This window comes from Flavobacterium sp. CG_23.5, from assembly GCF_017875765.1.
Lineage (GTDB): Bacteria > Bacteroidota > Bacteroidia > Flavobacteriales > Flavobacteriaceae > Flavobacterium.
Genome location: NZ_JAGGNA010000001.1, coordinates 132774 through 148760, shown reverse-complemented (window position 1 = coordinate 148760; position 15987 = coordinate 132774). Strand labels below are relative to the sequence as shown.

Here is a 15987-nt window from a genome sequence, read left to right as displayed (position 1 = left end):
AGTACCAAAGCTATTACCAAAAATAAGGAATATCAAATTTATCTTTTGTTTTTAGGAGTTATACTTACAATCATAGAAATCGCTTTTGAATTTTTAAAAATAAGACCTAAAAGTTTTTTCTTTCTAAATTGTAGCGTTGGAGTGTTTTTAATGGTTTTGTACTTTATTAGCACTAGGTCCAAAGTGTTTTTTAGAAATATTCAACAAATTTTCATCGTATGTTTTTTATTATATTTTAGTTCTATCTCTAGAAATATAATTGTCTCTCCCAGTGATATTATTCCCATTGTAGCTTTTGTCGTGGCCTTTTTCTTTTCGTACACCGTTCTAAAACCTGCAAAACTTTATTGGGGTTTTATTGTAACAGTATTTATTTATCTTGTTGTTATTTCTGTTTTTGAACTAATTCCTCTAAAAACAGTCTTAGCGTTATTTATTAACTCATTAATAATTTTAATTATAAATTACATTCACTTCATATTACGGTTAAATACCAACGATGAATTCCGATTTAACAATCAAATCATCAATAATGGAAATTCATTAATTCTTGCTACAAATAGAAAAGGGGAAATTGTGTTTTGCAGCGAAACTATAAAGCCAATTTTAGGGTATTCTATCGATGACGTCATGGGAATGGGCTATTGGAAGCTAACTGAAGATCCTGAATATTATGGTGAAAAGTATCATATTAATTTCAATGATAATAAATTGTTCACCAGAAGACTCAAATGCAAAAATGGAGACTATAAATATATCCAGTGGAAAGACAAAAAATTTTCAAATGATTTAATTATAGGAATTGGACAAGATGTTACCAATGAAATGCATATTCAGAATCAATATAAAAATTTGATTCAAAACGCTATTGATTTTATTTTCGAAATTGATGATAAGGGTAATTTTACATTTGTAAATGATTTTACTATTCAATCTATAGGTTATGAAAAAAAAGAAATTCTAACGAGACATTATTCAGAATTCGTTAGAGATGATTACTCGAAGAAAATAATCGACTTTTATCAGAATTTAGTAAAAAAAGAGCTTCATTTCCCTACTGTTGAATTTCCGCTAATAAAAAAGAACGGAGAACAATTGTGGCTTTCACAAAAAGTAATTGTTCGTAGAAACGACATAGGTAAGATAATTGGCTTTTCAGGCATTGCTAGGGATATTACCAAGTTCAAGGACATAGAAGTCGAAAGTAAAATACGTCAAGAAAAAATTGAAGAATATAATAAAACGATTAAACAATTATCTACGACTAATTTTAATGAAAATGAAAAATTTGAAACTAGCATAAAATCAATAATTGAAGCCGCTGCAAAAGCTACTGAATGTAATCGAGTTAGTTATTGGAATTATACTGAGGAAGCGATACAATGTGAAATTTTATATTCAATTGATATTGATGAATTTTCAAAAGGAACTGTTTTGGAAAGTAAAGATTTTCCTCTTTATTTCGAATCAATTAAAAGTAAAAAACAAATTTGTGCCACTGATGTTTTCGACAAAATAGAAATATCAGAATTTACTGAAAACTACTTTTTAGATAATAATATTAAATCTTTGCTCGATATTCCTATTACTATCAATGGGGAATTAACAGGACTAATCTGTTTTGAAACTACTAGACAAGAGAAAAAATGGGATAATGAAGATATAAATTTTGCCAGAACGATTTCTGATATAATTTCTTTATTGATACTATCAAATATGAGGCTTGAAGCCGAGAAAAAACTGGAATACAAGAGTGAACTTCTATCGGCAATGGCACTTTGCACCGAAAAATTTCTAAACAGTAATGACATTAACGATATTTTTTCTGATGTTCTTATTATAATGGGAAAAGCAACAAAATCTCACAGGGCCTATTATTATGAAAATAATCCGGAGACGAAATGTATCAGTCAAAAATACAGATGGATTATTGATAATGCTAAATTAACTCAAAATAACATAAAGCTACAAAATTTACCTCATGCTTACTTTGAGGAATTATTGACTCCGCTGCTGAACAATAAAATTTATGAAGCGATAATTGCAAAAATTGAAAATAAATCATTACAAACCAAATTACAGGCGATAGATGTGACCTCTTTGATTCTTTTTCCGATTTTTGTCAAAAACAAATTTCATGGCTTTTTAGGATTTGATGACACGCAAAATGAAAGAACGTGGAATGAAGATGAAGTTAATATTTTACAAACTTTGGCCAGAAATATTGCTTCATCGATTGAACGAATCTCCAATGAAACGGCCATTTATGAAAGTGAGGAAAAATTTAGATTACTGGCTAATAATATTCCTGGTACTGTTTATTTGTCAAAACACGACCAATACGCCACTAAAATATACATCAATGATGAAATAGGAAAACTAACTGGTTATCCAAAATCAGATTTTCTAGAAAATAAATTGTCATTTATAGATTTGATTGTACCCGAAGATAAAGAACAAACTATTCTTGAGCAACAAAATGCCATTGAAAATGGTAGACCGCTTCATTTAACATACCGAATTGAACACAAAAATAAAAACATTGTTTGGGTAGAAGAATTTGGCGATGTCGTTTATAAAGACGGAAAAATCGCGTTTATTGAAGGCATTTTCATTGATGTCACGGAAAGAAAACAAACCGAAACTTTTATTAAAGCCAAAGAATTAGCGGAAGCTTCCAATAAGGCGAAATCTGAATTTCTTGCTAACATGAGTCACGAAATCAGAACTCCATTAAATGGAATAATTGGTTTTACTGATTTATTGATGAAAACGAATCTCGGGAAAACGCAAGAGAAATACATGACCACGATCAATCAATCTGCTAGTTCATTATTAGACATCATCAATGACATTCTTGATTTTTCCAAAATTGAGGCAGGAAAATTAGACTTATTTATAGAAAAAAATGAAATAAGGGAAACATTGGCGCAAATTACTGATTTGATATTATATGAATCAAATCAAAAAAATTTAGATTTACAATTGAACATTGCATCTGATGTGCCGGAATATTTTTGGATTGATAATGTTCGATTGAAACAAATCTTAATTAATCTATTATCAAATGCTGTAAAATTCACTGAAAAAGGTTCCATAAAATTAAATGTTTCTGTAGTTGAGAAAACAAATGATTCGAAAGCCAGAATTCTGTTTTCCGTTATTGATACAGGAATTGGAATCTTAGAAGAGAACAAAAAGAAAATATTTAAAGCATTTTCTCAAGAAGATAATTCAACAACAAGAAAATTTGGAGGGACTGGATTAGGTCTCACAATCTCTAACCAATTATTAGGTTTAATGAATAGTCATTTACAATTGGAAAGTACTTTTAATTTTGGAAGCGCCTTTTATTTTTATCTAGATTTAGAAATAAGCGATGTAATCTCCGAAGAAATAAAGCAAATTACCATTCCTGATATAACTAGAGAGCCTATATCCAAATCGATTAAGTACTATCAAAAGCTAAAAATAATGCTTGTGGAGGATAATACAGTTAACATGTTCTTGCTTAAAACAATCATTAAAAATTTGTTTCCTAATGCGACAATTTTTGAAATTCCAAATGGTAAAGAAGCTTTTCTTCAATTTGAAACTATAAATCCAGATATTATTTTTATGGATATTCAAATGCCAATTATGAATGGGTACGAAGCGACAAAAGAAATACGCAAACTACAATCCGGTTACAATGTTCCTATTATTGCAACAACCGCCGGCACTGAAAAAGAGGAAAAAGACAAATGTTTAGCGGCTGGAATGAATGACTATATTGCAAAGCCTATAATAAAAGGGATTATTGAAGACGCCATTTTGAAATGGACAAACTGATTATAAAGATTAAATTATTGTGAAAATATAATCTTATTTAAAAAAAGCAATCTAAATTAGTAGTAATTTTGAAAAGACAAACCACTTAACACATTATATTATGAAATGGCTAGGAAGAAGAGAAAGTGACAACGTAGAAGACCGCAGAACACTCTCTGGAGGAAAAGTCGCTGTTGGTGGCGGAATTATAGGAATTATAATTCTATTACTAAATACTTTTGGTGGGCAAAATGCACAACAATTGACCCCTATTTTGGAACAGTTACAAGGTAGCCAAACTACACAAACGGAATCTGGCATACCTCTAAGTAAAGAAGATGAGGAGATGGGTAAATTTGTCCGAGTAATTTTAGCTGATAATGAAGATGTATGGAGTAAAATTTTTACTGAAAACGGTGAAGTCTATAAAAATCCAAAACTAGTACTTTTTAGAGATGGAGTTCAAACAGCTTGTGGCGGAGCCTCATCAGCTTCTGGTCCATTTTACTGTCCTGAAGACCAAAAAGTATATATAGATCTGGGTTTCTTTGACGAACTAAAATCAAAATTTGGTGCTAAAGGCGGTGATTTTGCAATCGCTTATGTACTTGCGCATGAAATTGGTCATCATGTTCAAACTTTGTTGGGAACTTCTACCAAAATGAGACAAGCCCAAGAAGGCAAAAGTGAAGCTGATGCTAATAAATTATCTGTTGCACTAGAATTACAAGCGGATTTTTATGCCGGCGTTTGGACAAATCGCAACCAGAAAACGAATAATGTTCTTGAAGTTGGAGACATTGAGGAAGCTCTAAGCGCAGCCAATGCTGTAGGTGATGATGCCATTCAATCCAAAATGCAAGGTCAAGTAGTTCCTGATTCTTTTACACACGGAACTTCTAAACAAAGAATGTATTGGTTTAAAAAAGGATATGAAACTGGTGATATCAAACAAGGCAATACTTTTTCAGAAATACAATAAAGTTTATTTTAAAAAAATTTCAAATAAAAAAATAGGGCAAATAGTCCTATTTTTTTCGTTTGTAAAAGGTTGAAACAACACGCACTTTAATAAACAACATCAAGCAATCAAAAGTACATCGAAAAATTAGCAGTATCTTTGCGCCCAATTAAAGAAGCAAACTACATAATTGTGATTGCTTCATAAACACCATTTATGTCATTCAACTCATTAGGATTAAATGATGCTTTATTAAAAGCAATCAGCAAAAAAGGATACACAACACCTTCTCCAATACAAAAAAAAGCAATACCACCCATTTTAGAAGGTAAAGATGTATTAGCATCCGCACAAACAGGAACAGGAAAAACAGCCGGTTTTACCCTACCCATATTACAACTATTATCGCAAGGAAAACACTTAAGTCACAGACCCGTTCGTGCCCTAATATTGACTCCAACGCGTGAATTGGCAGCTCAAATATATGCCAATATTAAAGAATACAGTGAGTTTTTAGACTTGCGCAGTACCGTAATTTTTGGAGGCGTAAACCAAAAACCACAAGTTGCGTTATTGCGCCAAGGAATTGATATTTTAGTTGCAACTCCTGGTCGATTAATCGATTTGCAAAATCAAGGTTTAATATCACTTGCCAAAGTGGAAATTTTAGTTTTAGATGAGGCCGATCGCATGTTGGACATGGGATTTTTACGAGATATTGAGCGCATCCTGAAAGTATTACCTTCAAAAAGGCAAAACTTGATGTTTTCTGCAACTTTTTCAAAAGACATCAAGAAATTAGCAATGGGTATTTTGCACCATCCAGTTCATGTCGAGGCAACCCCAGAAAATACAACAGTGGATGCCATTACTCAAATCGTATATCCTGTTGCAAAAGAGAAAAAAACCGAATTAATAATTAAATTGATTACCGAAGGGAACTGGAAACAAATTTTGGTTTTCACCCGCACCAAACAAGGTGCTAATAAACTGACTGAAAGCATGATTAGTGCCGGAATCAAAGCAGCAGCCATTCACGGTAACAAAGGTCAAGGTGCACGAACCAAAGCTTTAGCGGGTTTCAAAGACGGAAGCCTAACTGCTTTAGTAGCTACTGATATTGCCGCTAGAGGTTTAGACATTCCATTATTACCTCATGTTATAAATTTTGAATTGCCGAATATTCCCGAAGATTACGTACACCGAATTGGTCGTACCGGAAGAGCTGGAGCCAATGGAGAAGCTATTTCTTTATTCAGCCCGGACGAAACTGTTTTTTTACGTGATATAGAAAAATTAGTTGGTTTGAATTTGCCTAAAGAAAACATCAAAGGTTTTGAGCCAGATCCAAACGCTTCCAAAGAACCTATTAAACAAGGGCAAGGAAGACAACAACGCGATTCAACTCCGCGAAAACCAAAAACAGACACTACAAACCGTAGCAGCAATAATAGTTTTGGTCCAAGACGTCCAAGTCAAAATAATGACCGACGTTCTAATAGATAATTAATTTTTATTCTTTTTTAGGAGCAGCATATTTTCGTTTTTTTAGAACATATTTCCCGCTATACATTACAAACCTAGTAAGAGCTGAACACCAGCTCCTACTAGGTTTTTCATTTCTATCGGGGCTATTTAGAGCGTTTTAATTTTCATAATAGTATTTGTAAATTCATCCCATAAATTTACAATAGCAAGATGACTTGTAAGAAAAAATCAATATATTTGGAATAAATAGTATGACTGTTGTGAGACCTATCGACCCTGAATTGGGTGGCTTTGTATGGTTTTGTCAGACATACAAGCAAGTCAGCTGTAATTGCTAAAAAAAACAACTCAAAATGAAGAAATGGATTTTAATATTATTTATATTTTTTGGTTTAAAATCAAGTGCTCAAAATTCAATTCCTCGTTTTGTTAAACTTACATTGACAGAAATCAAATCTATTGAAACAGAGTTTAATTGGCATGATGAAAATATATTGGTTATTAACTTCATAACGCCGATAAATTTTTCAGATTTAGATTATGAAAAAAATATTACTCAAACAATTGATTATTGGAGTGAATTTTATAAAAATGTAGATCTAAAAAATGCTAAAAAAGAATTTGTTTATTCTGACTGCATAGGAAGAAATCAAATATCTAAAAACAATAATATTCATATTGACAAAAACGAAATCATTCGCAACATTTTTTTTCCTAAAGATAAAACTTGCTCATCAATAGTTATTCTTAATAAAAATGGTGATTTCAAAATACTAACTGGAAAATATAATCAACAAGAAATTACTGATTCAATATCCGAATTGAAGAATTAATTGCGACTACTTGTAACAGCGCGCAAAACTTCATTGCTAAGTTTTCGGTAAGTTTTGACCCCCGCTGGCGCGAGTGTACTGCTCGTGAACACTAACAAAAGTAAATCACTATAAATTTATAATAGGTACGAGCGGGACGCTCGCACTAGCAATTTCATGATCAATTTAGCAAATTTTAAAACCTGCTAAGCAAAGTCTCTGACTTTGAGTATGTTTTTTTCAGTATCCGACTGACCTTAAAATTCAAATATTAAAAAAAAAAAATCGATTATAAATAGAAAGTCACTTCCTCAAAATAAGAGACTCTGTGGAACGTTGCGATAAAAATCTGAAATCAAAAATCGTCAATCAAAAATCTGAAATCTACTCCTCTTTATACTGAAAACTGTTGTTTTAAAATACAACAATAATTTAAAGCATTACTTTACAAATTAGTATTCTATTCATAGGTATTCAAATCTAGATTAAGAATAGTACCTACTCTCCTAAACTCTTCATTAATCTTTGCATTCAAGATAAGCTGTTCATTTGTTATTGGATGATTAAAAATTAACTGATGTGCATGAAGCATCATTTCTTTCAGTTCAAAATTCTCCAACCATAATTTATTTTGTTTGTTACAACCATGTGGGCGACTTCCTAAAATGGGGTGAAAAATATGTTTGAAATGTTTTCGCAATTGATGCATTCGCCCCGTTTCAGGAATCGCTTCTACCAAACAATATCGTGACGTTTGTTTATTGTTAAATTCTAACTCAATTTCGGTAGTTTGCAATCGATGAAAATAGGTTATAGCATTTTGTATAATACCATCATCATTGGTTAAATCATAATCAATCGTTAGCTCTTCCGGTGACCAACCACGTAAAATTGCTAAATATTTTTTCTCGACTTCGCGTGAGGCAAAACGATCATTCATAATTTTCAAAACGGCTGCATCCAACGCAAATAACAAGACACCAGATGTTTTGCGATCCAACCGACGAATAGGATAAACGTGTTGCCCTCCTATTTGATTTCTTAATTCTTGAATAGCAAACACTTTTGCATCGCGCGCATAAAATGATTTGTGAACCAATAATCCACTTGGTTTATTAATTGCAATAATATATTCGTCTTGGTAAAGAATTTCTAACATCTGGCAAAAATAAAAGAGATTTCTATCGAAATCTCTTTTTGACTTATTTATTTCTATACTTTTCTTTCTTCCCTACTCGCTCGCTCCGCAAAGTCTATGACTTTGAGGATGTGTAATAAGGTCTCCGACCTTTGTCACCAATTATCAAAAGTGCTAATCGATTGTGGTTTCAAAACATCAATTACCGGATTATCAACTTTTGTAATTGCTATAATTCCACTATCTTCCACATAATTTGAAGCACTGGAATATATATAATGAGAAGCTTTATGCACTATTCCTGCTCGAACAGGATTCAAATGTATATAATCCAATTTCGACCAAAAGAACTTTTCTGAAAAAATTTCTTCAGGATGACTCCCATATTGCCAGAACTGATATTTTTCATTTCGACTGTGACTTTTACAAGCAAATTCAAAACGTTTCAGCATCCAATCGGCTCTACTTTCTGGCTCAGTTTCTATTTTACTCAAAATAGTCTTTGCTGTAAACTTCTTGAAATCCCGAATCAAATCAGATAATTTATTGTTTTCTGATTGAATAATTAAATGAATGTGATTGGACATAATTACAAATCCATACAAAATCATTCCTTTGTTTTTAATGCAAAAATCCAAGCTTTCGATAATACAATCTTTATACGTTTTTCTAGAAAAAACATCAACCCAGTCTACAACCGTCGCAGTTATAAAATGCGGTTTGGATTGATCTCGAATTATAAATCCTTCTTTATCTTTCATTTTGTCTTTTTAGGGTCAGTCAGAGACTGAAAATCACTGCCTCAAAGTCGGAGACTTTGCGGAGCATTAAATCTGAAATTTTCGCTCACGCGATACAAAGTATCCAAGTCGAGGATGCGTTCGTCAGTATGTAACGGACTTATAAATTACTCGCCTCGCTCCGAAAAGTCTCTGACTTTGAGGATGCGTTCGTCAGTCTGTGACTGACATAAAAATAGAACGAACCAAAATAAAATCGGTCGAAAACCGAGAGTCACTACCTCAAAGTCGGAGATTTTGAGGAGCGCAGTCTAGACATCTGAAATCAAAAATCGTTGATCAAAAATCTGAAATCTATTTTAGCCCAACCACCCATCACGATCCAAACTTCTATACTGTATTGCCTCAGCAATATGGCTGGAAATAACCTTTGGAGCTGCATCAAGATCAGCGATTGTTCTGGCTACTTTTAATATTCTGTCGTAGGCGCGAGCTGAAAGATTCAATCGCTCCATTGCCGTTTTCAATAATTGTTTAGAAACGTCATCAAGAGCGCAATGCTCCCTGATATGTTTTGTATTCATTTGTGCGTTATAATGTATGTTTTCCATTTGTTCAAAACGTCCCGTTTGAATTTCCCTCGCAGCCGTTACCCTTTTTCGAATATCAACACTGCTTTCTGCTTTTTGATCATCGGATAATTTTTCGAAAGGAACTGGCGTTACTTCAATATGAATGTCTATTCTATCTAATAAAGGTCCCGAAATTTTACTCAAATATCGTTGCATTTCATGCGGCGAAGAAGTTTGCGGCGAATCCGGATCGTTGAAAAAACCACTCGGACTTGGATTCATACTGGCAACCAGCATAAATGACGATGGATAAGTAACCGTGAATTTGGCTCGAGAAATCGTCACTTCCCTATCCTCTAAGGGTTGACGCATTACTTCCAAAACATCTCGCTTAAATTCCGGTAATTCATCTAGAAACAAAACACCGTTATGTGCCATAGAAATTTCTCCAGGTTGTGGATAACTTCCGCCTCCTACAAGAGCAACATTCGAAATGGTATGATGCGGACTCCTAAACGGACGTTGATTCATCAATCCTACTTCTTTGAGTTTTCCAGCTACACTATGTATTTTGGTTGTTTCTAATGCTTCTCGCAAAGTCATTGGTGGTAAAATACTCGGTAAACGTTTGGCAAGCATCGTTTTTCCCGCTCCAGGTGGACCAATCAAAATAATATTATGACCGCCGGCGGCAGCTATTTCCATACAACGCTTTATACTCTCCTGCCCTTTTACATCTGAAAAATCAAACTCAGGAAAATCTAAATCTTTATAAAATTCCGCTCTGGTATCAATTACTGTTGGTTCTAAAGTTCCTTTTCCTTCTAAAAAATCAATGACTTCTTGTACATTCTCAACACCATAAACATCTAATCCAGTAACAATTGCTGCTTCCTTCACATTTTGCATTGGAAGAAAAAAACCTTTAAAACCTTCTTCTTTCGCTTTTATGGCGATAGGCAAAGCCCCTCGTATAGGTTGTAAACCACCATCGAGAGAAAGCTCTCCCATAATGATGTATTTATCAATTTCATCTGCTTTAATTTGGGCGGAGGCCACAAGAATTCCTATTGCTAAAGTCAAGTCATATGCGGAACCTTCCTTGCGTAAATCGGCGGGAGCCATATTAATGGTGATTTTTTTGCCTGGCATCGCGTAACCGTTATTCTTCAATGCAGCGGCAATTCTATAACTGCTTTCTTTAATGGCGTTATCTGGTAAACCAACCAAATGATAGCCTATTCCTTTATCCATATTTACTTCAACTGTAATAGTTGTAGCTTCAACTCCAAAAACGGCACTTCCGAAAACTTTAACTAGCATGTTTGTTAATTTTGTATGAAAATTAGTAAAAACATTTCTAATAAATACAAATAATTATACATCATTTAATAAAACGCCCAAAAACCTCTAAAATATTCACTAATATTTATAAAAACATGAATATTTGAATTTAATTTTAAGTACTTAATCGGTAAACAAATGTTAAAATGAATTAAATACACTGTTCACCCTTACATTTTATATATTTTTAGGCAATATTTACAAACCAAACCATGAAAAAAATCTTACTTCTGCTCTTTTTAAGTGTTTCATTACCCAAAATTTATGCCCAAGAATATTTTCCAAATAACGAAGGTGTTCAAAATATTAACCACAATTTCACCGCTTTTACAAATGCCAAAATTTATGTGACACCCACACAAATTATCGAAAATGGTACTTTATTAATTCAAAACGGCAAAGTAATTAGCGTTGGAACCAATAGTATTAACCCAAAAAACTGCACCACGATTAATCTCGCGGGTAAGTCAATTTATCCTTCTTTTATTGATATTTACACCAGCTTTGGAATAGAAAAACCAAAAAATAATTCTGCGGCAGGAAGAAATCCAATATATGACACAAAAATTGAAGGTCATTATTGGAATGAAAATATTCGCACAGAAGTCAATGGGTATGAGAATTTCAACTATGATCAACCTAAAGCCGAAGAGTTATTAAAAGCTGGATTTGGAGTTGTTGGTACACATGTACAAGATGGAATTGCTCGTGGAACAGGAACCTTAATCGCTTTAAACAATTTTGATAAAAACACTCGATTGCTATCTGAGAAAGTGACCAATCATTTTGGGTTTACGCGAAGTACAACAACAAATCAATCTTACCCTAGTTCCTTAATGGGAATGATGGCATTGTTGCGTCAAATGTATTTAGATTTAGATTGGTATAAAAATGGAAATTCCATAACCAAAGATTTATCATTGGAAGCATTATCCAAAAATGAAAATCTAATTCAAATATTTGATTCGGGTGATAAGTTAAATAGTTTAAGAGCTTCAAAAATAGCTAAGGAATTTGGCTTGAACTATGTATTGAAAGGAATAGGAAATGAATTTGAAAGAATCGATGAAATAAAAAAAACAAATTCAAAATTAATTATCCCAATTAATTTCCCTGAAGCTTATGATGTTTCAGACCCAAACCAAGCCAACCAAATGGAATTGAAAGATTTGCGTTTTTGGAACCAGGCTCCTACTAATCTTAAAGTTCTGTCTGATAACGGTATTGTTTTCGCTTTGACCACCGACAAATTAAAAAAGGTGGAAGATTTTAGAACAAATCTTCTAAAAGCCATTAAATATGGTTTTGATAAAACCAAAGCATTAGAAGCGTTGACAACAATTCCAGCTTCGATTTTGGGAAAAAGCAATGAAATAGGAAGTTTAAAAACCGGTAGTTTCGCCGATTTTGTAATAACTTCTGGAGAAATTTTCGATGAAAAAACAATACTTTATGAAAACTGGGTTCAAGGAAACAAGTTTGTTGTTAACGACATAACAATTAAAGATATACGCGGCGATTACGATTTGAGCGTGGATAATCAAAAGTACAAATGGAAAATCAGCGGTGAGATTGCTGCTCCAAAATCGATAATTACAACAGTTGATTCCAAAAAAGTCAGTTCCAAACTTTCGGTTTCGAATAATTGGATTTCAACTGTAATGAAATCTGCGGATTCAACAAAAACAACTTTCTCGAGACTAATAGGATACATCGATGATATTCAATTACTTTCTGGAAAAGCAATTTTATTCAATGGAAATGAGGTAAAATGGTCAGCTGTAAGAACGGCTCCATTTATAAAACCGATCGATTCTTTAAAATTGGAAAAAAATAACACCATTATTGCCACAACATTCCCAAATGTGGCTTACGGTAATTCAAAAAAATTAACTCCTCAAACTTTATTATTTAAAAATGCCACGGTTTGGACCAATGAAAAAGACGGTATTTTAGAAGAGACAGATGTATTAGTTAAAAATGGTAAAATTGCATCAATAGGAAAAAATATTTCTGATGCTTCAGCAACAATTATTGATGCAAAAGGAAAGCATCTAACGAGTGGAATCATTGATGAACATTCACATATTGCGATTTCTACCGGAGTTAATGAAGGCGGACACAATTCTAGTGCTGAAGTAACAATTCAAGATGTTGTCAATTCCGAAGATACTAATATTTATAGAGATTTAGCCGGTGGCGTTACCACTTCTCAATTACTGCACGGTTCTGCAAATCCAATTGGAGGACGCTCAGCGATAGTAAAATGGAAATGGGGCTTATCAGCGGAAGAAATGCTCTACAAAGACCAACCTAAATTCATCAAATTTGCATTGGGAGAAAATGTAAAACAAGCCAACTGGGGTATTACAAATCCTACTCGTTTTCCGCAATCAAGAATGGGAGTTGAGCAGGTTTTTACCGATTATTTCCAACGTGCCAAAGAATATGATACTGCCTGGAAAAATTATAAAGCCAATAAAGGAAAAAATAAAGCGCCTAGGGTAGATTTAGAATTGCAAACCTTAGCAGAAATATTGAATAAAGAACGTTTTATTACTTGTCACTCTTATGTCCAATCGGAGATATTAATGATGATGAATGTAGCCGAAAAATTCAATTTTAGAATCAATACTTTTACTCATATTCTTGAGGGTTATAAAGTAGCCGACAAAATGAAAGAACATGGCGTTGGCGCTTCTACTTTTGCGGATTGGTGGGCTTATAAATTTGAAGTAAATGATGCAATTCCTTATAATGGACCTATTCTTCACAACGCAGGAGTTGTGGTAGCCTACAATTCAGATGATGCGGAAATGTCCAGAAGATTAAATCAAGAAGCTGCGAAGGCGGTAAAATACGGAAATATATCAGAAGAAGAAGCTTGGAAATTCGTGACTTTAAATCCTGCAAAATTATTACATATTGATGATAAAGTAGGAAGTATAAAAGTGGGTAAAGATGCTGATGTCGTTTTATGGAACAATAATCCTTTATCTATTTATGCTAAAGCCGAAAAAACAATAATTGAAGGCGTAGTATATTTCGACGTTCAAAAAGATGAAGATCAAAGGGTAGCTATTGCCAAAGAAAGAAATGAGTTAATAGGCCAATTATTGCAAGAAAAAAATAAAGGCATGATTACTCAAGAACCTAAAAAAGCGGAGAAAAAAGAATACCAGTGTGATACTTTAGAACAATAAAAACCTGAAATCGAAGATTCACAAACACAAAAAATACAAAAATTATGAGTAAAAATATATGTATGCTACTGTTGGTTCTTTTTGTACCAATAATTACAAAAGCGCAACAAACACCAGCTCCAAAGCAATCAAAATCTATTCTAATCTTAAATGGCATTGCTCATTTAGGCAATGGAAAAATAATTGAGAACAGTGCCATAGGATTTATTGATGGAAAAATCACATTAGTCGCCGATGCAACTTTAATACGATTGGCAAAAGATGCCTTTGAAACGACAATTGACGCAAGTGGTAAACATGTTTATCCGGGATTTATTGCGCCAAACTCAACACTAGGTTTAGTAGAAATCGATGCAGTAAAATCTTCGGATGATGAGGAGGAAATAGGAAGTATTAATCCCCACGTAAAAAGTATCATTGCTTACACCGCCGATTCAAAAGTGATTGAAACAGTACGTCCAAATGGTGTACTAATTGCTCAAATCACACCTCGTGGAGGTAGAATTTCTGGAACTTCATCCATTGTACAACTTGATGCGTGGAACTGGAAAGATGCACTGATAAAAGAAAATGACGGAATCCATCTTAATTTTCCTTCCAGTTTTAAGAGAACCGGATCTTGGTTTGAACCAGGAACTATTGAAGCGAATAAAGACTACGTCAAACAAATCTCAGAAATTACTAGCTTTTTATCTAATGCTAAAGCCTATTCTGGCAACATTGCAAAAGAGAGAAATTTAATTTTTGAAGCCACACTAGGTTTATTTGATGGAACTGAAACCTTATATATTCATGCCAATGAGGAAAAACAAATTATTGATGCAGTGCAATTAGCTAAAGAAAACGGTGTAAAAAGAATGGTAATTGTTGGTGGATATGAAGCCTACAAAACAGCCGCTTTATTACAAAAAAATAATATTGGCGTGTTGCTGAAACGCGTTCATGATATGCCTGAAAATGATGATCAAGATATTGATTTACCATACAAAAATGCTAAATTATTAACCGACAGAGGGGTACTGGTAGGGTTAGAGAACAGTGGCGGTCATGAAAGAATGAATACTCGAAATTTACCTTTCTTAGCAGGAACTTGTGCCGCTTATGGTTTAGATAAAGAACAAGCGTTACAATTGATTACCTTTAATACGGCAAAAATATTAGGAATCGACAAACAATGTGGAACTCTAGAAGAAGGCAAAGATGCTACGTTATTCATATCACAAGGCGATGCTTTGGATATGAGAACAAATAAATTGACTAATGCTTTTATTCAGGGTCGAATGATAAGTCTGGAAACGCATCAAAGTCAGCTTAACAACAGATACAAGGAAAAATATAATCAAAATTAAAATCATGGGACTATTTAATGCCATTTTAGGCAACGCATCAGAAGTTAATATCGAAAATATTTCAAGAGAATTTGAACCCATTCTTATTGATGGAGAGATAATCGAAAAAGCGTATAAACTTATTCGGGATATGTTTATTTTCACCAATAAACGACTAATTCTGGTGGAGAAGCAATTGGTTGGAACTAAGGTAGATTACATGTCAATTCCTTATTCGAGCATCAAAAAATTCTCGAAAGAAAGTGCTGGAATACTCGACATGGATGCTGAGTTAAAAATTTGGCTAAACAGTGAGAGCACTCCAATTTCGAAACAATTTGGAAAGGGAAGTAATAATATAAATGAAGTGTATAAAATCTTAAGCCAACATATTTTAAAATAATAATTTTTTTACTGATTTTTATAAAAAATGTATCGATTGATGTACCATCATATTGATACATTTTTTTTATCTCTAAAAACTATCAAAATTTTAATAATTCCCGAAAAGATTAATTATTTATAAAAACAAGATTAATAAATTATTAAATTACACTTTAAATTCTAACATACCTATAAAATAATAGGGGG

General features: G+C 33.1%; 10 protein-coding genes. 7 read left to right on the top strand and 3 right to left on the bottom strand.

The window, feature by feature from the left end; genetic code table 11:
• The first annotated feature begins 183 nt into the window (after positions 1-183).
• The 4 genes from H4V97_RS00500 to H4V97_RS00485 all read left to right on the top strand — a co-directional run bounded on the left by H4V97_RS00500 (position 184) and on the right by H4V97_RS00485 (position 7092).
• Positions 184-3831, top strand: a complete 3648-nt coding sequence (locus H4V97_RS00500; RefSeq protein WP_317196487.1) for a PAS domain S-box protein — start codon at positions 184-186, stop codon at positions 3829-3831.
• A 100-nt stretch (positions 3832-3931) separates the two neighbouring features.
• Positions 3932-4792, top strand: coding sequence for a neutral zinc metallopeptidase (locus H4V97_RS00495; protein WP_209548640.1), 861 nt, complete (start codon positions 3932-3934; stop codon positions 4790-4792).
• Between the two features lie 195 nt (positions 4793-4987).
• Positions 4988-6277, top strand: coding sequence for a DEAD/DEAH box helicase (locus tag H4V97_RS00490; RefSeq protein WP_209548639.1), 1290 nt, complete (start codon positions 4988-4990; stop codon positions 6275-6277).
• A 335-nt stretch (positions 6278-6612) separates the two neighbouring features.
• Positions 6613-7092, top strand: coding sequence for a hypothetical protein (locus H4V97_RS00485; protein ID WP_209548638.1), 480 nt, complete (start codon positions 6613-6615; stop codon positions 7090-7092).
• A 439-nt stretch (positions 7093-7531) separates the two neighbouring features.
• Here the strand turns inward: H4V97_RS00485 and H4V97_RS00480 are convergent, their stop codons facing one another.
• The 3 genes from H4V97_RS00480 to H4V97_RS00470 all read right to left on the bottom strand — a co-directional run bounded on the left by H4V97_RS00480 (position 7532) and on the right by H4V97_RS00470 (position 10844).
• Positions 7532-8230 (bottom strand): pseudouridine synthase, encoded by a 699-nt coding sequence (locus tag H4V97_RS00480; RefSeq protein WP_209548637.1) that lies wholly within the window; start codon positions 8228-8230, stop codon positions 7532-7534.
• Positions 8231-8364: 134 nt separating this feature from the next.
• Positions 8365-8970 (bottom strand): REP-associated tyrosine transposase, encoded by a 606-nt coding sequence (locus H4V97_RS00475; protein WP_209548636.1) that lies wholly within the window; start codon positions 8968-8970, stop codon positions 8365-8367.
• Between the two features lie 338 nt (positions 8971-9308).
• On the bottom strand, positions 9309-10844 hold the full coding sequence (locus tag H4V97_RS00470) for a YifB family Mg chelatase-like AAA ATPase (protein WP_209548635.1): 1536 nt from the start codon (positions 10842-10844) through the stop codon (positions 9309-9311).
• 233 nt (positions 10845-11077) lie between these two features.
• Between H4V97_RS00470 and H4V97_RS00465 the strand changes: the two genes are divergently transcribed.
• Genes H4V97_RS00465 through H4V97_RS00455 form a run of 3 tightly spaced genes read left to right on the top strand, consistent with a single transcriptional unit; the run spans position 11078 to position 15799 of the window.
• Positions 11078-14068: an amidohydrolase family protein gene (locus H4V97_RS00465; RefSeq protein WP_209548634.1), complete on the top strand. Its 2991-nt coding sequence runs from the start codon at positions 11078-11080 to the stop codon at positions 14066-14068.
• Positions 14069-14112: 44 nt separating this feature from the next.
• Complete coding sequence (locus H4V97_RS00460; protein WP_209548633.1) at positions 14113-15417, top strand: amidohydrolase family protein; 1305 nt, start codon at positions 14113-14115, stop codon at positions 15415-15417.
• Positions 15418-15421: 4 nt separating this feature from the next.
• Positions 15422-15799, top strand: a complete 378-nt coding sequence (locus tag H4V97_RS00455) for a PH domain-containing protein (protein WP_196849711.1) — start codon at positions 15422-15424, stop codon at positions 15797-15799.
• Positions 15800-15987 lie beyond the last annotated feature (188 nt).